The 20,408-nt window shown below is 70.8% G+C and carries 26 protein-coding genes; 15 read left to right on the top strand and 11 right to left on the bottom strand.

Annotated features, from left to right (window positions below):
* Window positions 1-70: 70 nt before the first annotated feature.
* Together FHU30_RS37505 and FHU30_RS37500 are read right to left on the bottom strand one after the other, a co-directional pair.
* On the bottom strand, window positions 71-565 hold the full coding sequence (locus tag FHU30_RS37505) for a hypothetical protein (RefSeq protein WP_253882317.1): 495 nt from the start codon (window positions 563-565) through the stop codon (window positions 71-73).
* A gap of 135 nt (window positions 566-700) precedes the next feature.
* On the bottom strand, window positions 701-1,666 hold the full coding sequence (locus tag FHU30_RS37500; protein ID WP_253882316.1) for an AraC-like ligand-binding domain-containing protein: 966 nt from the start codon (window positions 1,664-1,666) through the stop codon (window positions 701-703).
* Window positions 1,667-1,937: 271 nt separating this feature from the next.
* Here FHU30_RS37500 and FHU30_RS37495 point away from each other — a divergent pair, with 271 nt between their 5' ends.
* Together FHU30_RS37495 and FHU30_RS37490 are read left to right on the top strand one after the other, a co-directional pair.
* Entirely contained in the window at window positions 1,938-2,393 is a 456-nt protein-coding gene (locus tag FHU30_RS37495) for a hypothetical protein (RefSeq protein ID WP_253882315.1), read from the top strand.
* 110 nt (window positions 2,394-2,503) lie between these two features.
* Window positions 2,504-2,797, top strand: coding sequence for a hypothetical protein (locus tag FHU30_RS37490; RefSeq protein WP_253882314.1), 294 nt, complete (start codon window positions 2,504-2,506; stop codon window positions 2,795-2,797).
* Between the two features lie 30 nt (window positions 2,798-2,827).
* Here the strand turns inward: FHU30_RS37490 and FHU30_RS37485 are convergent, their stop codons facing one another.
* The gene (locus FHU30_RS37485; protein WP_253882313.1) at window positions 2,828-3,847 is read right to left on the bottom strand and encodes an NADPH:quinone reductase; all 1,020 of its coding nucleotides are present in this window, start codon (window positions 3,845-3,847) and stop codon (window positions 2,828-2,830) included.
* Window positions 3,844-4,749, bottom strand: coding sequence for an aldo/keto reductase (locus FHU30_RS37480; RefSeq protein WP_253882312.1), 906 nt, complete (start codon window positions 4,747-4,749; stop codon window positions 3,844-3,846). The genes FHU30_RS37485 and FHU30_RS37480 overlap by 4 nt, the downstream gene beginning before the upstream one ends.
* 178 nt (window positions 4,750-4,927) lie before the next feature.
* On the opposite strand from FHU30_RS37480, the gene FHU30_RS37475 reads away from it, so the two are divergent.
* On the top strand, window positions 4,928-5,515 hold the full coding sequence (locus FHU30_RS37475; RefSeq protein WP_253882311.1) for a TetR/AcrR family transcriptional regulator: 588 nt from the start codon (window positions 4,928-4,930) through the stop codon (window positions 5,513-5,515).
* A gap of 66 nt (window positions 5,516-5,581) precedes the next feature.
* Here the strand turns inward: FHU30_RS37475 and FHU30_RS37470 are convergent, their stop codons facing one another.
* Window positions 5,582-6,187: a cadmium resistance transporter gene (locus FHU30_RS37470; protein ID WP_253882310.1), complete on the bottom strand. Its 606-nt coding sequence runs from the start codon at window positions 6,185-6,187 to the stop codon at window positions 5,582-5,584.
* Window positions 6,188-6,312: 125 nt separating this feature from the next.
* On the opposite strand from FHU30_RS37470, the gene FHU30_RS37465 reads away from it, so the two are divergent.
* From FHU30_RS37465 to FHU30_RS37425, 9 genes are all read left to right on the top strand, one after another.
* Window positions 6,313-6,771: a MarR family winged helix-turn-helix transcriptional regulator gene (locus FHU30_RS37465; protein WP_253882309.1), complete on the top strand. Its 459-nt coding sequence runs from the start codon at window positions 6,313-6,315 to the stop codon at window positions 6,769-6,771.
* A gap of 41 nt (window positions 6,772-6,812) precedes the next feature.
* Window positions 6,813-8,195 (top strand): MFS transporter, encoded by a 1,383-nt coding sequence (locus FHU30_RS37460; RefSeq protein ID WP_253882308.1) that lies wholly within the window; start codon window positions 6,813-6,815, stop codon window positions 8,193-8,195.
* 33 nt (window positions 8,196-8,228) lie between these two features.
* Entirely contained in the window at window positions 8,229-8,522 is a 294-nt protein-coding gene (locus FHU30_RS37455; RefSeq protein ID WP_253882307.1) for a DUF1330 domain-containing protein, read from the top strand.
* 156 nt (window positions 8,523-8,678) lie between these two features.
* Complete coding sequence (locus tag FHU30_RS37450; RefSeq protein WP_253882306.1) at window positions 8,679-9,191, top strand: methylated-DNA--[protein]-cysteine S-methyltransferase; 513 nt, start codon at window positions 8,679-8,681, stop codon at window positions 9,189-9,191.
* Window positions 9,192-9,238: 47 nt separating this feature from the next.
* Window positions 9,239-9,730: an RNA polymerase sigma factor gene (locus tag FHU30_RS37445; protein WP_253882305.1), complete on the top strand. Its 492-nt coding sequence runs from the start codon at window positions 9,239-9,241 to the stop codon at window positions 9,728-9,730.
* The gene (locus FHU30_RS37440; protein WP_253882304.1) at window positions 9,727-10,341 is read left to right on the top strand and encodes a methylated-DNA--[protein]-cysteine S-methyltransferase; all 615 of its coding nucleotides are present in this window, start codon (window positions 9,727-9,729) and stop codon (window positions 10,339-10,341) included. Before FHU30_RS37445 ends, FHU30_RS37440 begins: the two co-directional genes overlap by 4 nt.
* Window positions 10,338-11,552 carry a 2OG-Fe(II) oxygenase gene (locus tag FHU30_RS37435; protein ID WP_253882303.1) on the top strand — a complete coding sequence of 405 codons (1,215 nt, stop codon included), beginning with the start codon at window positions 10,338-10,340 and terminating at the stop codon, window positions 11,550-11,552. The genes FHU30_RS37440 and FHU30_RS37435 overlap by 4 nt, the downstream gene beginning before the upstream one ends.
* Before the next feature lie 70 nt (window positions 11,553-11,622).
* Window positions 11,623-11,910: an Ada metal-binding domain-containing protein gene (locus FHU30_RS37430; RefSeq protein ID WP_253882302.1), complete on the top strand. Its 288-nt coding sequence runs from the start codon at window positions 11,623-11,625 to the stop codon at window positions 11,908-11,910.
* Entirely contained in the window at window positions 11,898-12,413 is a 516-nt protein-coding gene (locus FHU30_RS37425) for a type 1 periplasmic-binding domain-containing protein (RefSeq protein WP_253882301.1), read from the top strand. Before FHU30_RS37430 ends, FHU30_RS37425 begins: the two co-directional genes overlap by 13 nt.
* 646 nt (window positions 12,414-13,059) lie before the next feature.
* Here FHU30_RS37425 and FHU30_RS37420 read toward each other — a convergent pair.
* From FHU30_RS37420 to FHU30_RS47820, 3 genes are all read right to left on the bottom strand, one after another.
* Window positions 13,060-13,248, bottom strand: coding sequence for a DUF397 domain-containing protein (locus tag FHU30_RS37420; protein ID WP_253882300.1), 189 nt, complete (start codon window positions 13,246-13,248; stop codon window positions 13,060-13,062).
* A 284-nt stretch (window positions 13,249-13,532) separates the two neighbouring features.
* The gene (locus FHU30_RS37415) at window positions 13,533-13,901 is read right to left on the bottom strand and encodes a TraR/DksA family transcriptional regulator (RefSeq protein WP_253882299.1); all 369 of its coding nucleotides are present in this window, start codon (window positions 13,899-13,901) and stop codon (window positions 13,533-13,535) included.
* Window positions 13,902-14,143: 242 nt separating this feature from the next.
* Complete coding sequence (locus FHU30_RS47820) at window positions 14,144-14,473, bottom strand: pentapeptide repeat-containing protein (protein ID WP_372504029.1); 330 nt, start codon at window positions 14,471-14,473, stop codon at window positions 14,144-14,146.
* Between the two features lie 300 nt (window positions 14,474-14,773).
* Between FHU30_RS47820 and FHU30_RS37410 the strand changes: the two genes are divergently transcribed.
* Together FHU30_RS37410 and FHU30_RS37405 are read left to right on the top strand one after the other, a co-directional pair.
* A complete protein-coding gene (locus tag FHU30_RS37410) occupies window positions 14,774-15,289 on the top strand; it encodes an NUDIX domain-containing protein (protein WP_253882298.1) in 516 nt (171 codons plus the stop codon).
* A 66-nt stretch (window positions 15,290-15,355) separates the two neighbouring features.
* Window positions 15,356-16,162 carry a hypothetical protein gene (locus FHU30_RS37405; protein WP_253882297.1) on the top strand — a complete coding sequence of 269 codons (807 nt, stop codon included), beginning with the start codon at window positions 15,356-15,358 and terminating at the stop codon, window positions 16,160-16,162.
* 107 nt (window positions 16,163-16,269) lie between these two features.
* Here FHU30_RS37405 and FHU30_RS37400 read toward each other — a convergent pair whose 3' ends face one another.
* Together FHU30_RS37400 and FHU30_RS37395 are read right to left on the bottom strand one after the other, a co-directional pair.
* Window positions 16,270-16,566: a DUF4287 domain-containing protein gene (locus FHU30_RS37400; RefSeq protein ID WP_253882296.1), complete on the bottom strand. Its 297-nt coding sequence runs from the start codon at window positions 16,564-16,566 to the stop codon at window positions 16,270-16,272.
* A 109-nt stretch (window positions 16,567-16,675) separates the two neighbouring features.
* Complete coding sequence (locus tag FHU30_RS37395; protein ID WP_253882295.1) at window positions 16,676-17,638, bottom strand: alpha/beta fold hydrolase; 963 nt, start codon at window positions 17,636-17,638, stop codon at window positions 16,676-16,678.
* Window positions 17,639-17,962: 324 nt separating this feature from the next.
* Between FHU30_RS37395 and FHU30_RS37390 the strand changes: the two genes are divergently transcribed.
* A complete protein-coding gene (locus FHU30_RS37390; protein ID WP_253882294.1) occupies window positions 17,963-18,583 on the top strand; it encodes a CAP domain-containing protein in 621 nt (206 codons plus the stop codon).
* Between the two features lie 78 nt (window positions 18,584-18,661).
* Here the strand turns inward: FHU30_RS37390 and FHU30_RS37385 are convergent, their stop codons facing one another.
* On the bottom strand, window positions 18,662-20,125 hold the full coding sequence (locus FHU30_RS37385; RefSeq protein WP_253882293.1) for a sigma-70 family RNA polymerase sigma factor: 1,464 nt from the start codon (window positions 20,123-20,125) through the stop codon (window positions 18,662-18,664).
* Window positions 20,126-20,408 lie beyond the last annotated feature (283 nt).

Raw genomic sequence — 20,408 nt, 5'->3', positions numbered from 1 at the left:
CAACACCGCGGCGATGCCCGTCACCGGCCGTTCGCAGGCCGGTAACCCGTGGCCTCCCGGCACCCGCCGCCTACACGCAGTGGCGGACGATGGATGACGCCGGTGGTGAGCCGGTGTAGTTGAGGCCCCAGTAGTACTGGATGTAGACCGGGTTCGGCGGCGGCGTCCCTGGTGTCTGGACGAGCGCCGCCCGAGACCATGCTCCGGTGCCATCGGCGTTACTGGAGCGCTGGAGGTAGGCGCCGCAGCCGTCCTGCCCGCCGCTCCAGCCGGTTTGGGTGGTGTGCCGGTTGTAGGAGTTGATGGCGTAGACGACGTAGCCGGCGCACGATCCGCTGTAGACGCGCAGCACGGCGTAGTCGGAGTCGTACTTCGTCCGGTACTGGCAGGCTGGTCCCTTCCCGCCCGACGGCCACCCGTACATCAGCTCCGTCCAGCTGCCGGTGTACAGCCTGTACTGGAAGACGGCGGCGGCGTGGGCCGGTGCGGCGGTCAGGGGCACCGCGGCCAGCGGGGTCGCGAACATCACGGCGGCGCCGAGAGCATGGGGCAGACGTAGGCGCATGATGGCCTCCAGGGATCGAGAGGTGCCCCCGCCGCCATTGGACTCCCGTTTCATGAACGTTGGTAGACGCCGGAGGGCCCGCCTTTTCCGGAATCCTCCGCGGGCGTGGGTGGTCCGTCGCGCCTGCGAGCGATCTCAAGGACGGGCGGGGCCGCTGCCGGTCATGCGGACCTGGGCCGGGGTGCGGCCGAACTCGCGCCGGAACGCGCGGTGGAAGCTGGTGACGTTGGGGAATCCGGCCTCGACCGCCACATCGACGATCCGGCGTCCCGCCCGCGCCGGGTCTTGGAGCTCTCGCCGTGCGTGCTCCAGCCTGCGGCGCCGGACTTCGGTGGCGTAGCTGTGGTCGCGGTCAGCGAACAGCGAATACAGCAGGCGCACCGAGATGCCCAGCCGCCGGGCGGTCGCCGGCGCCGACAGGTCGTCGTCGCCGAGATGCTCATCGATGTCGGCCAGCGCGCAGGCGTGCAGGCGGTCGTGGCGCATCGGTGTGGCCGCGGTATCGTCCCGGACCCGTTCCTCCAGCGCGATGGCCAGGATGGCGCAGGCGTGGACGGCCATGCGCGCGGCGTTGCCTTCGGTGAGGTCGCCCTTGGTGAGCGCGGTGAGCACATGGCGCACCGCGGCGCCGGGGCCGGTGGCCGTGGCGAGCCGGGTCGCCGTCCGGACGGGCGCGCTGAGCTGGTCGTCCAGTAGCCGCTGCGGCACCCAGAGGGAGAGCTGGCGGAAGTCGCCACCGAACTCAAAAGCGCCCTGCTCGGTGGCATCGACGATCCCGAGGTCTCCCGGACCCAGGACGGTCGAACGGCCGTGTTGGACCATCAGGCTCGTCCCGCGCAGTTGCAGGTTGGCGCAGTAGCCGTGTTGCGGGACGCGCTCGATGTCGCGTGCCGTGCGCCGCACCCGCTGCCGCTGGGAGTCGATCCTGGCGATGCTCAGCTCGGCGAGCGGCCATTGGGTGACCGTCCCGGCGAAACCGTCGCGCAAGTCTGATTCGGGGGTCAACGCGAGGAACGCCTCGCAGATGACTTCGCGCCAGCGCGTGAACTGCGTCGCCGGCGGTGCCGTCAGCGTGGACCACCGTTGCGCCGTTTGCTCCATGGGGATTCCCCGTCCCGCTCCCGGAGGGCCCGTGCTCGATGTGCAGCGTGGGCAATCGGGTTCTGCACGTACGGCGACACCTCGGCGGTTCGAATCGTGGACGGTTGGCAGCGTCGGCAACGGCCGCAGACATCCAGTCCGGCGCTGGCCGCCAGAGGAGGAGAGCCAGATGTACAGACGCAAATCGGTGTCCGCCGCGGGTGGGGCACGCCCCTGCCCGACGGGACGAACACGGACGTCGGGTCGCCGCTCGGGCCGGCCTCGGCTGCGGTTGCCGGCGCGGGCGATCGCCTGCGCCGGTACGGCGGGGCTGCTCGCCGCCCTGACGGTCGTGCCCGCCGAGGCCACCGCCCCCGCCCGAGCTGCCGCCCCCGCCCGGGTTGCCGCGCCCGCCCGGGCCGCCGCGCCTGCTCGGGTTGCCGCGCCTGCTCGGGTTGCCGCGGCGGGCGCGCTGGTCAGGTGCAAGGACGCGCAGACCGACCTGGACTACGCCGGCGACTCGCCGCCCCGCGTGATCGCCCAGGGCGAGTGCTACAACCCCGAGAACGACGGATCCGGCGCCGGGCTGTGGGTCACGATCTACCGGAACGGGAGCGTGGTCTGGAGCGGCGGTAACGGCGTGGGCGTCGTCACCGCCATCTACGTCTGCCAGGGGAGCGCCTGGAGCGACTTCCGGACGGTGTGGAGCACCGGGGACTCCGACGAGCAGTGGTTCTCCTGCGGCTGACCGGGACGCACGGTCCAGGCCGGTCGGGGTCCCACAAACGGCCTGGACCGTGGCCCGTCGGCGACCGCTCCCGCTGATCGTCCGCCAACAACCGACACCGGAGAACCCCGATGAAGATTGACAAAGCCCTCGCCATCGCGGCGATCACGACAACGCTCGCAACCGGCGGCCTTGTGGACGCCACCCCGGACGCGGCCCAGGCCAAGCCGAAGGACTGCGCCAGCCGCTACCGGGATCTGGCGTATGCGCAGTACATGTCCGCGCAATGGGGGCAGTACTGGGTGGACCTCGTCGACGACGGCTCGCCCCAGCCCGACACCGACCGGGCCTATAACAACTGGGCCGTCTATGACCAGGCGGCCTCGTTCGAGCAGGAAGGAATCACCACCCACTGCTCGGCCTGATTCCGGGTGGCACGCGGCTGGACGCGGCCTTCATGACGTGACGTCGATCAGGACCTTGCCGACCGCGCCGCCCTCGACTGCCCGGTGCGCGTCCGCGGTGCGGGCCAGAGGGAAGCGGACCAGAGGAAGGCCGTGCTCTTCGCCGACCGGCAGGGCGCCGTCGCGGACGGCCGCGGCGACATCCTCGACGGCCGCAGCGCGGACATCAGGACCGGCGGTGTAGAGCACCAGGAATTGCAGGCGGGTGTTCAGCACCATGTTCTGCAGCACGTTCAGCTCGACCGGCTTGCCGCCTTCGTTGGCGAATGTGGAGATCGTGCCGCGCGTCCGCAGGACGGCCAGGTCAAGGGCGAGATTCGCGCCGAGCGCGACCTCGGTGACGATGTCCACGCCGTCAGGAGCGGCCGCGCGGATCTCGGCGGCCGGATCGCCCTGGCGGTAGTCGATGACGTCGTGGGCGCCGGCCGCCTTGGCCAGCCGGGCCTTGTCCGGGCTGCTAACCGTGCTGATCACGGTGGCGCCGGCCCAGCGGGCGAGCTGGATCACCGCGTGCCCGACCGCCCCGGCCCCGCCCGCGGCAAGCACCACCCTGCCGGACAGCGCGCCGGGCCGCAGCCGGCGAGGCCCGTCCTCGGCGACGGTGAGCGCCCGGTGCGCGGTGAGTGCGGGGACGCCGAGGGAGGCCCCAACGTCGAAGCCGGTCTCGTCCGGCAGCGGCACGGCCTGCGCAGCCGGTACGACCGTGAACTCCGCGGCGGTGCCTGTGGGCCGTCCGGCGGCGGCCATGAACAGCCAGACCCGCTGGCCGACCCGGCTCGGATCGACCCCCTCGCCGACCGCGTCGATCACCCCGGCGCCGTCCAGGTGCGGTGTGATCTCCGGGAACGCCTTGGCGTGGGCCCGTCCGGCGCGCGCCTGCCAGTCGGTGGGGTTGACCCCGGACACGGCTACCCGGACGCGGACCTCACCGGGAGCCGGGACGGGCCGTTCGCGGTCGACGACCTGGAGAACCTCGGGACCGCCGTTGTCGCGGTAGACGACGGCCTTCATGACGCCGCGCCGAACGGGAGGTTGTTGGACCGGGACTCGATGGCATCGAGCGTGGGCAGCAGGTCCCCGTTGAGGGTGATCTCGCTGACCGCCATGTTGGCCTCCAGGTGAGCGGGGTCGGCGGTGCCGGGAATGAGCAGGATGTTCGGCGCGTGGTGCAGGAGCCAGGCCAGGCCGATCTGGGACGGGGTGACGCCCAGGGACTCGGCCGCGGCGAGCACGGCCGAGTCCTCGGTGACCTTGGGCAGGCCGGTGCCGGCGCCGCCGAGCGGGAAGAACGGCACCCACGCGATGCCCTCGGCGGCGCAGAGCCGCAGCATGTCCTCGTCGTCCCGGGAGGCCAGGCTGTAGGCGTTCTGCACGCAGGCGACGCCGGCCGGGATCGCGCGGCGCAGGCCGTCGATGGTGACGCCGCTCAGGCCGATCGCGCCGATCTTGCCCTCGTCGCGGAGGGCGGTCATCGTCGCGAGCTGGTCGTCCAGGTCGACGATCTGGACGCCCTCGGCGCGCAGGCCGGGGCCGGTGTCCAGGCGCCGGAGGTTGACCACCGGGAGCCGGTCCAGGCCGAGGCTGCGCAGGTTGTCCTCGACGCTGGCCCGCAGCTGCTCGGGCCGCTGCGCGATCCGGAGCGGTAGGGGCCCGCCGGGGTCGGGGTCGGCGCCGACCTTGGTGACGATCAGGACGTCGTCCTCGGGGCGCAGGGCTTCGCGGATCGCGGCGTTGGCGAAGCCGGAGCCGTAGAACTCGGCGGTGTCGACGTGGTTCACGCCCAGCTCGACGGCGCGCCGGAGCAGGGCCACGGCCTCATCGCGGCGATCGTGCAGGCGGTGCAGCTGGAGCGCGCCGTAGCCGATCCGGAACACGGAGCGGCCGGCGAAGCGGGCAGTGGCGGTGTTGATCACGGGTTCCCTCTCGGTTGATCACGGGTTCCCTCTCGATCGAGGTGCGGGCGGTGACACCCTACAAACTTGTGCTGACAGATTTCAATATTTGTCAGCGCGGTGACAGAATTTGACCGGCCACTCCGCCGCGACGTACGTTCGCCAGGCGGACGAGGTGACCAGCCGGCAAGGAGGCCCGATGCGCGGGGAGCCGCTCGACGCGGAGACGATCGTGTCGGCCACCGAGGAGGTGCTGCGCCGTCACGGTCCGGAGAAGACGACCGTGCTCGACGTCGCGCGCGAGCTGGGCGTGAGCCACGGCAGCGTGTACCGGCACTTCGCGTCCAAGGCCGCGCTCCGCGAGGCCGTGATCCGCCGCTGGCTCGACCGGGTGCGGGACGAGCTGGCCACCGCGGCGCACGCCCCCGGACTGCCTCCGGCTGAGCGGTTGCGAGCCCTGCTCACCGCCATGTTCGCCACCAAGTGGACGAAGGTCAGGGAAGACCCGGAACTGTTCGCCACCTTCCAGGCACTGGCGGCCGAGCACAGCACCGTGTCCTCCGGGCACGTCGAATTCCTGGTGGCCCAGGTCCGGGACATCATTATCGACGGTGTTGCCAGCGGCGACTTCGCCGCCGGCGAGCCGGACGTGCTCGCGCGAGCCGTCCTGAACGCGACGAGCCGCTTCCACGACCCGACGCACGCCGCGGAATGGCACGTCCCGGAGACCGAAGCGAACTCCGCCGCGGTCGTCTCGCTCATCCTTGACGGCCTCCGCGCCCGCTGACCCGGGGCGCCCCTGGTTCTCTGCGCCTCTAGAAGCGCACGGGCTCGGTACCGGGGTTTTCGGCGCTTAGAAGATCTTGCCGAGGACTCCGGAGTCGATCACGATGAGGCCGCCGATGACGACGAACACGGCAGGCACAAGCCACTGGCCATAGCGTTCTACGACCCCGATGACCTTCTTGTGGGAGCCGGGCCAGGAGGCGGCCAGGCACCACAGGGCCACGCCGAGGATGAAGACGCCGATCGTCACGGCGGTCGGAGCGGCCCCGATGGTGCGGAAGACCGGCGTGTAGACCGAGATGTTGTCGGCGCCGTTGGCGATCGTCACTCCGGCGACCGACAGCAGGCCAGACGCGACCGCGGGAGAGGTGTTTTCACCCTCGTTGCGGGCCCGAATAGCGATGACCAGGCCTTTCACGCCGAGGACGAGCGGGACCAAGCCGAGGAGCCCGACCCAGTCATCGGGCACGATGGTCAGACCGAGCGCTGCGATCACCGACACCAGGACCAGGGCCGCGATCCCGAGGTACTGACCGCCCCAGATCTGCCACGGTCGGGGGCTGCCCGACGCGCGCGCGGACAGGAACAACACCGTCAGGATGATGATGTCGTCCACATTCGTCCCCGCGAACATGCCCGCGGCCGTCGCGATGATGCCCGTGATCCCGTCCACGACGAGAACCTACCGGGCCGCCGCGTCCCGCCGAGCCTCGCTCGCCAGCCCAGCGCAACCACCGGAGAGTCCGCGCCTCCGACCACTTCCATAAGGGATATATATAAAAATGCTATGCTTTGCCGGTGAGCCGTCAAGACAGTGCTTCTGAGGCATCCCCGGCCATCGGGGCGGCCCTCTATGGCCTGGCCACCAGGGCCGCGAGACGCCTGCCCCGGGACATGAGCCTGACGTCCGCCGCCACCCTGGCCACACTGGACCGGACCGGCCCACGGCGCATCACCGATCTGGCCGCGGTCGAGGGCGTCACCCAGCCCGCGATGACCGCCCTGGTCCGGGTGATGGAGGAGTCCGGGCTGGTCGAGCGGAAGGGCGATCCGTCCGACAAGCGGGTCACGCTGGTGTGCCTGACCGAGGCCGGCGTCTCCTACGTCCGGACGCGTCGCCAGGCAGGCGTCCAGGCGTTCGAGCGGCTGATCGGTGAGCTCAGCGGGGACGAGGTCGAGGCGCTGGTGGCGGCGCTTCCGGCGCTGGAGCATCTGGCGGAGCTGCAAAGCCAGGACCGCCAGGCCCCGAGGCAATGAGCGGCCGGCCGGTCGAGGGGGCCGGGGTAACGACGCTCCCGGTGGCGCGTTCCGAGACGCGGCTGCTGGTCCCCGCCCTGATGTTCATCGCCCTGGTCGTGGCGGCGGTCGGCAGCCTCGGCACGCCGCTCATCACCAGCGTGGCGACCTCGTTGCACGTCTCGCTCGGCAGCGCGCAGTGGACGCTGACGGTCGCGCTGCTGAGCGGCGCCGTCGCCACACCGGTGCTGGGACGGCTCGGAGCCGGTCCGCACCGGCGGACCACGATCCTCGCCACGTTGGCGGTCGTCGTCGCCGGCAGCGCGCTCACCGTGCTGCCGCTGCCGTTCGCGTGGCTGCTGGCCGGCCGGACCGCCCAGGGCGTCGGGCTCGGGCTGACGGCGCTGATGATGGGCGTGGCCCGCGACCACCTGCCCGAGGAGCGCAGCGCGGCCGTGATCGCCCTGATCTCGGTGGTCTCGATCATCGGGGCCGGTGTCGGCTACCCGCTGGCCGCGCTGCTCGCCGAGCTCGGCGGACTGCGGGCCGCCTACGGCCTCGGTCTGGTCGTCACCGCCGCCGCCCTCCTGACCGCCTGGCGCTCCATCCCCCAACCCCCGCAAGGACGCTCCGCCCGTCTGGACGTACCGGGCGCGGTCGTCCTGGCCGCTGCGCTGCTCCTGGTGCTTTTCCTCGCCGGCGAACGGAATCTGTGGAGCCGACACCTGGTCGTGGCGGCGGGCCTTGCCGCCGTCGCGGTGGTGCTGCTCGGCGTCTGGGCCGTCATCGAGCTGCGCAGCACGACACCCCTGATCGACGTGCGGGCGGTGCGGCATCCGGCGGTCGCCGGCGCGAACCTCGCCATGTTCGTCGCCGGGATCGGCATGTACCTCCTGCTCACGCTCATCACCCGGTACGCGCAGACCCCGCACGGCGCCGGCTACGGCTTCGGGCTGACGACCTTCGTCGCCGGGCTGGTCCTCATCCCGTTCTCGGTGCTGGGGTTCGTCGCCGGGAAGCTCACCCCGCGCGTCCGGACGCGGATCGCCGACCCCTTGCTGCTGGCCGGCAGCGCCGTCGTGGTCGGCGGCGGGTTCGCCCTGTTCGCGGCGGCCCGGTCGGACCTGGCCGAACTGTTCGCGGCGATGGGCGTGCTCGGCTTGGGCGTCGGCGGCTTCTCGGCCGCGATGCCGGGCGTCATCCTGGCCGTCACCCCCAAGAGCGAGACGTCGAGCGCCATGAGCTTCAACTACGTCGTCCGCAGCGTCGGGTACTCCCTGGGCAGCGCCATCGGCGGCCTGATCCTCGCCGCGGGCACCGGCCCCGGCCACCTCTTCCCCGACGACGGCGCGTACACCACAGCGGCGCTGGTCGGCATCGGCGCCATGGCGATCACGACGCTGATCAGCCTCGCCCTCGCCCGCCGGCACTCGTCCAAGCCCTAAGTCCGATGCGCTCATCCCCACACTGGAGGTCCCATGCCCAAGGGCTACTGGGTCAGCGTCTACCGCACCATTTCCGACCCCGAGAAGCTGGCTGCCTACAACGAACTGGCCCGCGTCGCCGTCGCGGCCGGGGGTGGACGGACCTTCGTCCGCGGCGGCCGGACCGAAGCGTATGACGCCGGAATCGCCGAGCGCGTCGTCCTGATCGAGTTCGACACCTTCGAGCAGGCCGTCGCGACCCGCGAAAGCCCGGCCTACCAGAAGGCACTCGCCGCCCTCGCGGACGGCGTCGAGCGCGACTTCCGCATAGTCGAAGGCGCCGACTAACCGCTCTAGCCGGGGCGCCCGGCACCAAGAGCTGAACGACGCCCTCTCCATCTCGGCGACGGATCGGCCAAGGAATACAGATGTGAGCTGAGTCACATCTCACGTTTGCGGGGTGGCGTGCGTCTTCCTGGCAGAGACCGAGGGAGGGGAACAGGGATGAACGTACGCCACGCGCTGGTGGAGACCGCGCTCGGACAGATCACGCTCGTCGCGAGCGGCGACGTGGTCACCGGACTCTACTTCCCGCACCACCTCCGCATGCCCGCTCGGGAGAGCCTGGGGGAGCAGGTCGCCGTCGAGCATGACGCCTTGCTCGCGGACGCGGCGACGCAGCTGGAGGAGTACCTGTCCGGCGGCCGCCGCGCGTTCGAGCTTCCGTTGGGCGCGGACGGTGATGCCTTCCAGCACGCCGTGTGGAGCATCGTCGCGGAGGTGCCGTTCGGCGAGACCACGACCTACGGCGCGATCGCCGAACGGCTCGGTGACAAAGCGCTCGCCTACCGCGTGGGCCAGGCGGTCGGCGCGAATCCGCTGTGCGTTTTCGTCCCGTGCCACCGTGTCGTCGGAGCGAACGGCAAGCTCACGGGGTATGCCGGTGGGCTGAAGCGAAAGCGGGCCCTGCTGGAGTTGGAAGAACCCGCTCCGGTGAGCGCGGGGCGATTGTTCTAGTGGAAGCGCATGAAGGACGCGCCGTCGCCGTAATCAACGAGATGAAGATGAAGCAACCCTTCGAGGCAGTGGTCGAGCAGCACGGAGCCACCGTTCTGCGGGTCTGCCGCGCGCTGGTCGGAGTGAACGACGCCGACGACGCGTGGTCGGAGACCTTCATCGCCGCGCTGCGCGCCTATCCGGAGCTTCCGGAGACCGCGAACGTCGAAGCGTGGCTGGTGACGATCGCGCGCCGCAAGGCGATCGACATCCACCGCGCCGCCAAGCGCAACCCGCTGCCGGTGCCGGAACTCCCCGAAGCGCCGACCGCGGACGGCGCCGTCGGCGCGGACGGCGCCGAGGTGTGGACGCTGGTCGGCGAGCTTCCCGAGAAGCAGCGGCAGGCGATCACCTTCCGCTACCTCGCCGGGATGTCGTACGCGGAGATCGCGACGGTGCTCGGCGGCACGGTCGAGGCGACCCGCCGTGCTTCGGCGGACGGCCTCAAGAATCTCAGGAAGAACTATCCGGGTGCGACCGCGAAAGGGGCACGATCATGAGTGACATTCAAGGCGATGACCTCCTCTCGGGCACCTTGTCGCCCGTCGAGGCGGAGATGCTGGCGATGCTGCACCGACGGCTGGAGTCCGCCGCCGAGGCGGAGGGCCTGATCGACGTGGCCTACACGACCGTGGACAGCCCGGTCGGGGAACTGCTGCTGGCGGCCACCCCGAGAGGACTCGTCCGGGTCGCCTACGAGGCCGAGGGCCACGACCGCGTCCTCCAGACGCTCTCGGAGAAGATCAGCCCGCGCGTCCTGCGTTCCCCGAAGCGCCTGGACGTCGCGGCCCGCGAGCTGGATGAGTACTTCGGGCACCGCCGGCAGCGCTTCGACGTGCAGTTGGACCTGTCGCTGTCGCACGGGTTCCGGCAGCTCGTCCAGCAGCACCTGCCCGACATCGGCTACGGCCAGACCCGCAGCTACAAGCAGATGGCCGAGATGGTCGGCAACCCGAAGGCGGTCCGCGCCGTCGGCACGGCCTGCGCGACCAACCCCCTCCCGGTGGTCGTCCCCTGCCACCGCGTGCTCCGCACCGACGGATCCCTCGGCGGCTACATCGGCGGGCTAGAGGCCAAGTCGACCCTGCTAGAACTGGAGGCCGCAGCATGAGCCCCCAAACGCCCCGGCCGACCACCCCCGAACGACCCCGCATCGAGCCGCTGAACGCCGAAAGCGCCCGTGTCGAGCCAGCAGACGCCGAGCGAGCCGAGGTCGCCGCGGCGGACGCCCGACGCGCCCGCGTCGAGCCGGCGGACGCGGAACGAGCCGAGTTCGACGCGGCGGACGCCGGAGGCACCCGTGTCGAGTCGGCGGACGCGGAGCGTACCGACGTCGACGCAGTGGATGCCGGGCGTGCCCGTGTCGAGTCGGTGGACGCCGAGCGTGCCGAGGTCGGCGCAGTGGATGCCGGGCGTGCCCGTGTCGAGTCGGTGGACGCCGAGCGTGCCGAGGTCGGCGCGGCGGATGCCGGGCGTGCCCGTGTCGAGTCGGTGGATGCCGGGCGTGCCCGTGTCGAGTCGGTGGATGCCGAGCGTGCCGAGGTCGGCGTGGCGGATGCCGGGGACATCCGCGTCGAGTCGGTGGACGCCGGGTGGGCCCAGCCTGGGGCGGTGGACGCCTGGCGGGCCCGTGTTGAGTCGGCTGACTGGGCGTCGGTGGCTGCCGAGTTGGACGAGTACGGGGGCGCGCTGCTTCCGCAACTCCTGACCTCCGAGGAGGCCGTCGAACTTCGCGATCTGTACGAGCGCGACGAGATGTTCCGCAGCACCATCGACATGGGCCGTCACCGCTTCGGCGAGGGCCAGTACCGGTACCTCCGGGCTCCCTACCCCGAGCCGGTCGAGCGGCTGAAGCAGGCGCTTTACCCCCGGCTGCTGCCCATCGCCCGGGACTGGTGGACGAAGCTGGGCCGGGCGGCGCCCTGGCCGGACACGCTGGAGGAGTGGTTGCGGATGTGCCACGACGCCGGCCAGACCAAGTCGACAGCGATCCTGCTGAAGTACGGCGAGAAGGACTGGAACGCCCTGCACCGCGACCTCTACGGCGACCTGGTGTTCCCGCTCCAGGTCGTCATCAACCTGAACGAGCCAGGGGTGGACCACACCGGTGGCGAGTTCCTGCTGCTGGAACAGCGTCCGCGCGCCCAGTCCCGCGGCACGGCGACGCTCCTGCCGCACGGGCACGGCTACGTCTTCACCACGCGCGATCGTCCCGTGCGGTCGGCGCGGGGCTGGTCGGCCGCGCCCGTCCGGCACGGTGTCTCCGCGATCCGTTCGGGCGAGCGGTACACGCTCGCTCTCGTCTTCCACGATGCGGCGTGAACACCGCGCGGAGCTTCACACATGAACACCGCGCGGGAGCTGCACACGTGAATACCGCACGGAGCTTCACGTGAACACTGCGCGGGGCTTCACGCTCATTGGCGCGGACGGCCACCCCGAGGCATCGCCCGTCAAGGGCGCCTGGGGCGGCAACCGCGCGGAGAAGATCTACGGATGCCTCGACTGCCCCTCCGCGCTCCGCGCGATCGCCCGTGGTGGCTACGTGGGCAATCGGGTGTTCTTCGCAGACGAGGCGACCGCGCTCGCCGCGGGCTACCGACCGTGCGGAGTTTGCTGCAAGGACCGCTACCAGGCATGGAAGAACGCTCAGGAACGAGGGGAATCATGGACGCACTGACGAGCCCGCTCCTGCGAGCACGTGCGGCCCCGCCGCCGGAATCCTCGGTCACCGACAACGAGGTGGCGGCCCTCGTCGCGCTGGCCCGCAGCCGAGGCGCGCAAACGCTCGCGATCGGCTCGGGCCGAACCCCGCCCGCCCGCGACGCCGCCCGTACCGTCGCCGCGGCGTGGGAGCACGCCGGAGGCGACATCGCCCTGGAAATCACCTGGCCCGAGACGGCCGCCTCATGGCTCCGCCAGGCCACCCGGTTCGCCGCCGCCCAGGCCGACCTGTGGATCATGCTCGGCCCGCCCCTCGGCTGGGCGCAGATGACCAGGCGGCTCCTGTGGTCCACCCCCTGGGACCCGGCCCGCGCCGTCCTCGCAGCCGCGGTCTCCGACACCCGGGCGCTCGACCTCGTCGGCCGCCACAACCTCCCCGGCATCTCCGGCGTCACCCGCGACGGCCACCCCTGGCACCTCGACGCCGACGACCAGATCGTCCCCCGAACCAAGACCTGACGCATGTCGCCGTCCTCACCCCCGCCACATGCGACCCGGCCACGGCAGGTCCAGACCCCCGCCGGATGCGGTGTGGTCACGGCTTGGCCAGGCCCCCGCTGGATGCGACGTGGTCACGGCAGGTCCAGACCCCCGCTGGATGCGGTGTGGTCACGGCTTGGCCAGGCCCCCGCTGGATGCGGCGTGGTCACGGCTTGGCCAGGCCCCCGCTGGATGCGGCGTGGTCACGGCTTGGCCAGGCCCCCGCTGGATGCGACGTGGTCACGGCTTGGCCAGGCCCCCGCTGGATGCGACGTGGTCACGGCAGGTCCAGACCCCCGCTGGATGCGACGTGGTCACGGCAGGTCCAGACCCCCGCTGGATGCGGCGTGGTCACGGCTTGGCCAGGCCCCCGCCGGATACGACGTGGCCACGGCATGGGCAGGTGGCTGAGGGCGTGCGGCTTGGCCGGGCGGTTGAGGGCGTGCGGTTGAGGCCGTGCTTGGTCGGGTGACGAGCGGGCCGCACGCCGCCCCACCCTGCTGCGGGGACTTGACCTTGAGGCGGGCCGCGCCCAAACGGGCGGCTCGCGCTGGCCCGCCCCAGGTCAGCGCCTGCTGCGCTCCACCGGCAGCCAATAACTGAGTTGACTCTTCTCCGACGCCCTCTAGATGAGGTCGGGCTCACCAAGATTGATGGCGAATGCGAGATCGGCGGCTGTGGCGGGGGCTGGGAGGGGGTGGGGGCGGTGTGAGTCCTTGGAATCCCGGATGCCGAGGTGGCGCGCCAGGTTCGCGAGCTTGATGCAAACGCTCTGGTTGCCACCTGTCGCGCTGTAGGTGGACTTGCGCCACACGAGAGTCGTGCAAGTTCTCCAGTGGCCGCCGGGTCAGGGCAATCGATGTGCGCGCGGGGAGCGCCGCGGGAGGGGGCTACGCCTCCGATGTCGGACCTTGCTCGGTGTGAGCGTATGCCCGCGTGCAGCCCGTGCCGGCTTTCGATGGCCTAGCGCCGGGGCATCTGGCGGTGATGCCTCGCCGATGCCCGCCGTCCGCGCCCGGCTTTGGTGACGCCTCTAGCGATGTTTCTGGACGGCGGTGGGAGCTCGATACGGGTCGACCTGGGGGGCTGTGCTTGCTGCTAGGTGCTGGCGCAGCGGAAGCAGGTACGGGCCGCCGGTCTTGCGGCGAGGCGGTCTGGGGCGATCGGCCCTCCGCACTGTTCGCAGGTTCCATAGGTCCCGATGTCCAGCCGCCGCAGCGCGTCCTCGATGTCCGCCAACTGGGCTCGGGCGCGGGTCAACGACGCTTGGACGCGGGCGCGTTCGAAGGCGATGGTGGCCCCTTCCGGATCGTGCTCGTCATCGCTGTTGGCCTGTGCTGAGGCCTCGACCACGCCGTCCCAGTCGGCACTCAGCGCGGCAATGAGCCGCTGTGCATCGATGCGATCGCCGTTCAGCCGCTCCCGCGCAGACGCCGCCTCGTTGAAGTCCTGCCGCCGTCCATCCATATCTCATCCCTATCTGGGTACTCCTGCGCTGCCCGTTGAGCTGTGCCCCGGGTCCGAGGAACTGCAGAACTGCCCGAGGGAACCGTTCTAGTACTGCCCAAGCGCAGTGAGAATCCACTCTACTCCGGCCGCTCGTGCGAAAATCTTCCGCATATCGAAGCGTGCTCGACCGAACTCGCCACCTGCAGAGAAGGCGGCCCGCCCGCAGAACTCCGCAGGCCAGATAGGCCGCATCGGTGGCTTCATGGCGAACCGGAAGACTCGCAGGAAGGACGCCTGGACGAAGGCGGCCTCCTCGATGGTCGAGCCGGTGAAATTCGCCTCAAGCTGCCCATCTTCTTGCCAGCCAGTGCGCCACGGAAATCGGCATTGCCGAGATTTGCGTCACTGAAGGCGACTTCGTCGAATATCGCATCGATGAGGGCGGGATTTCGGAAGGTGGCACCGCTGAAGCCGCACGGCTGCTGAGGTGTCTGCCGCGAAGCCGCTTCGCCGTTCGAGTGAAGGCCGTGCCGCGGAAACGCGGCGGGGCGAAGCAAGACCACCTGCCTCCGCGAGTGCGTGCACGTCATCGGGTGAGCCGATCTGTCACGACGCACCGCCGTGCAGAGGCCTTCGAAACGCGCCCGGGCTGCTACGGCGCCAGCGAGCCGTCGCCGCGCGTGGGCGCGAGCAGGGCGAACACTGTGGCGTGGCAAGTTCGTACAGCAGGTGGGCGGTCAGGTCCTTGGCGTGCGTCTTGCGGGCGTAGTCGTTGGTCCGCTCGTTCAGGCCGGTCGGCGGCAGGAACAGGTATTGGGCGGGCGGTCGCAGCGTCGAAGCATCAGGATGGCGATGGGGGCTCCAAGGGGGGACGAGGGGAGTGGTCGGCCATGGCTGAACCGTCCGGTGAGGCGCTTGCCGCACTGGGGGCTTCTGGGTGGTTTGGCACCTGGGTTGCTCCGCACATGTTGTTGCGGCGGGACGATGACGCGGTGTTGCTGATTCGGCGTGCCAACACCGGATACCGAGACGGCTGGCTGGCGCCTCCGGCCGGTCGGATCGAGCCCGGCGAGGACGTCCTGGCTGCGGCGATCCGTGAGACCGCCGAGGAGGTCGGGGTGCACGTCCGGCGCGATGACGCCCGGTTCGTCCACCTCATGCACCGGTACGCCGACACCATGCCTGGGCCGTGCCATGCGGTCATGGACTGCTATTTCACGGCGCAGGAGTGGACCGGCGAACCGTTCGTCGCCGAGCCGGACAAGTGTTCCGAGATCCTCTGGGTTCATCCCGAGTCGCTGCCGCCGCGCGTGATCCCGCATGTGGTCGAGGCGCTGACCGCCGTCCGAGAACGGCGTCACTTCAGCACTCACAATTGGGCCCCGGAGGCGCGGTTCAGGCTTTGAGGGCGGTTGTCGAAACGGAGGGGTGGGTTCTAGCGTGCGCGCATGAGTGGGGGACATGCCTATGTGGTGACCGTGCAGGAGGACGGGTATCGCGTGGTTGGACGGCGACGCGGGACGCGTTCTTTGTTCTGGGAGCTGCTGGCCGGGCCAGAAGGCTTCGACGCTGAGGGTGAGGAATGCGGCTGGGTCAATGCGATCTGGTGGAACGGCGTGGTGCTGCTGGACGAGCGGCATCGGCTGTTGCTCGTCCACTTGGCCGACGACCCGCCCTTCCCGCGCGGCGACTTGCTTGAAGTGCGGGCGTGGTTGGAGGCGGTCGCCGCTCGTTGGCCGCGGTGGAGAGTGGAATGGGCGGCGCGGGGGCTGCGTCAGGTTCTCGACTATTTGCGGCTGCCTTACGACGCGGTTCCGGACCTGGAGGACGTGTCGCAGCCGGTGCGTGCCGGGTGGGCCGACTCCCCGACCGAGGACGATGACTTCGGACGCGTCGCGCCGGTGCTGGTCGCGGTAGGAGAAGGGGACACAGGCGACTGGTTTGCCGGGTATTGGGCTCCAGGGTTGGAGCAGATCCTGCTCGCCGGGCCGGACGTGGTGGTGGGCGAGCGGCACCAAGGGCAGCGCAGTGCGGTGCTGGAGGCCGTCCCCTGGAGTGGCGTCTACGTCGATGTCCCAGGGCAGCGGCTGGACTGGTGGTCACTGCAATGCGGCACCGAGGCTCCGGCCGTGGCGGCGCGGTGGCCCGGCTGGACGCTGACCGACCACGGCGATCGTTTCGAGGACGTCGCAGACCTCATCGGATCCGAACTGTGCATCGACGCCGGTACGCAGGCCGAGGCCGCCGAGCGGGTGCTTGCGGGTCGTCCGCGGCTTTGAAGTCCGGTTCCGATCGCCGGATGTGCTCGTGCGCTACAGCGAGCGGTTCGAGGGCGGTCATCCGCGAGGGCAGGTCGTCGGACGACCTGCCCCTGGTGAGGGGCCGATCAGTTCGGTTGCGGTCGGGTGTCCTTCCCGTCCAGCCACAGGGTGTCGGTCTCGTCGCGGTGGGAGCCCGAGCCGCCGACGTGCTTGGCGTCGATCTTCGGGCCCTTCTTGATCACGTGTACCAGCGCCATCGCGTGACCGCGGCCCAGGTCATAGTCCTGCTTCAGCCAGTCGATGATCGTCCCGGCCTTGGTGCCCGGGTCATCGAAGCCGCGCTCGGCCGCCAGGGCGATGAACTGCCGCGGCGTCAGCCCGGTCTTGGTCTCGATGTTGTCCAGGTACGCCTGAAACGACATGGCTCTCACCGCTCATCAGGGGATATATCGGACAGAGTTTCCCACAGGCGAGCAGGTGGACCGTCCTCGGACCGGGCGCGCGGGGCGGCTCGTAGGGCTCGGCGGTCGTTCAACTCTCCTTGAGGAACTCGATCAGCAGCCGGTTGACCTCGTCGGGGCGCTCCTGCTGGATCCAGTGGCCGCAGCCGTCCAGCAGGTGGCTGCCGGTGAGGGCGGGCAGGGTCTCCGGGTAGGCCTTGATGGCGTCGGCCAGCCACATCGTCGAAGCGTCGCGGGTGCCGCCCAGGAACAGCGACGGCTGGGTGATCGGCGCTCCGGCATAGGAGCTGAGGTCCTCCCAGTCGCGGTCCATGTTCCGGTAGCGGTTCAGGGCTCCGGTCAGTCCCGTGCGTTCGAACTCGGCGGCATAGAAGTCCAGCTCGTCCTGCGACAGCCAGGACGGCAGCGGCCCGGTGGGGAACCGCTCGCGCAGGGTGCCGCCGTCCCTGGTGACGAAATGGGGGTCGGGGGCGTCGGGGCCGGGCATCGTGTCGGCCGACAGGGCGCGGTAGAAGCCGGCGAGCCAGCCGCGCACGTCGGGTTCGATCTCGGCCTCGGCCCGCCCGGGCTCCTGGAAGTAGGAGACGTAGAACTCCTGGTCACCGCCCATGCCCGCGAACACCTCGCTCGGCCGCGGCCCGCCCGGCGGGGTGTAGGGGACGCTGAGCAGGCCGACGGCCCGGAACACCTCGGGCGCCAGCAGCGCGGAATGCGCCGCGATCGTGGCTCCCCAGTCGTGGCCGATGACGACCGCCGAATCGGCGCCCAGCTCGCGCACCACCGCGACGTTGTCGGCGACCAGGTCGAGCATGCGGTAGGCGGCGACGTCCTGCGGCTTGGACGAACGCCCGTACCCCCGCACGTCCAGCGCGATGGCCCGGTAGCCCGCCTCCGCCAGCACCGGCAGCTGCCGCCGCCAGGAGTACCACGACTCGGGGAACCCGTGGACGAGCAGCACCAGCGGCCCGCTGCCCTGCTCCACCACATGGATCCGCCCGGCCTGCGTCGCCACCATCCGGTGTTCGACCTTCACCGTCCACCTCCCCGAGACGTCCTCCGACCATCCTTAACGATCAAGGTCGGCATACCCAAACCGCGTTGCCATTTCAGCAACAGGAGGGAGACGGTTTCTGCTGGTTGGCAGGGGGACGTGCCGAATCCTGGTGGTTTCTGTTATCCGGGGCGGAGGGGCGGGTCTCCCAAGGGACGGAGCAACACGACGTCCTGAAGGAGATGACCTCAGTTGAAGATTTCGTCCGGGCCGGACAGGGGCCAGGGGATGCGCGAGGCCGGCGCCGGCGGCGGTCGCCACGGGCGATCGCGGACGCGCCGGTGGACCGTCGCCGGGGTCGCGAGCGTGATCGGGGTCGGTGCCGTCGCTGGCGTCGGGTACGCCGCGACCGGATCGGGCGGTTCGAAAGCGCCATCCCGGTCGACGCCGGTCGCGGCCGATGCCGCCGCCACGCCCGCGCACAAGAACGCCGACCGCGGATGGACGCCGTCCACGCTCAAGCCCGTCCGAGGCGAGAAGCGTCCGCCCGCCAAGCGCAAGAGCCCGACCAAGAAGAAGCCCAGCGCTCCGACTGGGAAGGGGGCGACCTACGCCGCGCAGGTGCTGAGCCTGGTCAACGCCGAACGGGCCAAGCACGGGTGCGTCGCCCTGAGCGTCAACACCAAGCTGCGGGCCGCGGCGCAAGGCCACTCCGAGGACATGGTCAGCCGGCACTTCTTCGATCACACCAACCCCGATGGCAAGGGCCCCGGCGATCGCATCGCCGCCGCCGGATATCCGCGCGCCGCGTGGGGCGAGAACATCGCCTACGGCCAGGCGACACCCGCCTCGGTGATGGACGCCTGGATGCACAGCCCCGGGCACCGCGCCAACATCCTCAACTGCGCGTACCGGGCCATCGGCGTAGGCGTGGCGTTCCGTTCCAGCAGCCCCTACTGGACGCAGGACTTCGGTTCGGTCCGGTAGGGACGTCGAGACCGCCGCCGTGACAGCGCGCCCGCGATCGCTGTCGCGGCGGCCACTCGCCCGAGCGTCAACGTGGTGTCAGCGGGACGTCCCGAAATCCTGCGTCCACCACGGGCCGCCCGGTCCGTAGGCGACGCCGACGCCGAGATCCCGGTAGCGGCAGTTGAGGATGTTGCCGCGGTGCGCCGGACTGTTGAGCCAGTTCGACATGACCTGCGGCGGCGTCGGCGAACCGGCCGCGATGTTCTCCGCCCACGCGCTCCAGGGGTACCCGGCCGCCGTGATGCGCTCGCCGGGCCCCTTGCCGTCGGGGTTGGTGTGGTCGAAGAAGTGGCGCGCGGCCATGTCGTCGGAGTGTTTCTGCGCCGCGCTGTGCAACCGTGGATCGGCGTGCACCGGGCCGCAGCCGTTCTTGGCCCGCTGAGCGTTGACCAGGCTGATGACCTGCTGTTCCACCCGGCGCGAGCGGCTGCGATCCGGTGCCGGGGGAGTGCTGGGAGACGCGGGGGTGCTGATGCGGGGCAGCGCGGTCGGCACGGCGGGCGTGATGGTCGGCGGCGCCGCGGACGGCGTGAGCGCGCGCTGCTGATCCGGCGGGGACGAGACGGGCCAGAACAGGATCGACAGGACGGTGACCGCCACCCCCACCGCCACCGCCGCCGAGAACCAGACCGACTTGTGCAGCGGCGGCCGGTGCATCAGGAGATGAACGTCCGGACCGGACGGGCTGTGCGCTGCGGTCGGCGTGAACGCGGGCGCGGGAGGCGGCAGCGGCACGCTCAGCAGCAGAGGCGGCACCAGCGCCAACCCCACCAGCAGCGCCTCGGGCGGAACCAGCCCCCGGCCATGTGCCGAACAGGTCGAGCAGCCGCGGATGTGCCGGGCGAAACGCTTCCGCCACAACGGCGACGGGCGACCGTCCCAAGAGGACGACAGCCGGGACAGCTCGGTGCAACCCGGATCGGCCTCCAGCGCGCGGACGATCAGCCGTCCCGCCTCCAGGCGCTCCTTCATCCGCTGCACCCGGACCGCGACATGCGCGGCCGGGCTTTCCAGCGCCCGGGTGAGCTCGGCGCGGCTCAGCCGTCCAGCCGCCTCCAGCCACCACAGCGCGAGCAGGTCGCGGTCGTCGTCGTCCAGCCAGCGCGTCGCCTGCGCGACCTCCTTGCGCTGTCCGGACAGGCCCAGCCGCAGGATGGTCACCTCGGCGAAGTCGCCGCCGGTGTCGGGGACCTGCTCGACGCTGTCCAGGCTCACGGCGCGTCCGGTCCGCGCTCGCGACCAGTGGCGCCGCACCTGGTTCATCGCGATCGCCACCAGCCAGGAGCGGAACCGTGCCGGATCGCGCAGCCCGCCGAGCCCGTCGACGGCCCGGACCAGCGTCTCCTGGACGAGGTCGTCCACGTCGGCATGGCCGTCGAGCGCCCGGCCGATGATGTTGTAGACGAGGGGCAGGCAGTCGGCGACCAGCCGGTCCCGGGCCCGCTCGTCGCCGGACTGTGCCGCCACGACCAGCAGGTCCTCGCCGCCGTCCGCGCGCATCCGCATACCTCCTCCGGCCGGTCCCCGCGACTTCGGACGGGGTCCCACTCCGGAGACCCGGCACGCCGCCCTGAATAACAGAAAGTCCGACATGCCCGCGACGTCAGGCATCGCCGAAACCGCGTTAGCGGCGGCGGGCGTCTGCGCGGAAGCCCCATGAGAGGGAGCCTGCTCTCCGCCGCTGGGACGACGGAACCGGTGCCCAGAGGGGATGCCCGCCATGCGGCCGCCTCGCCAGGATGATCACATGAGTCGATCGACAAGCGGTGTTGCACGGTGCGAC

It is taken from the genome of Actinomadura rupiterrae, assembly GCF_024172125.1.
Classification (GTDB): Bacteria; Actinomycetota; Actinomycetes; order Streptosporangiales; family Streptosporangiaceae; genus Spirillospora; species Spirillospora rupiterrae.
This window is presented reverse-complemented; position numbering and strand designations above follow the sequence as displayed.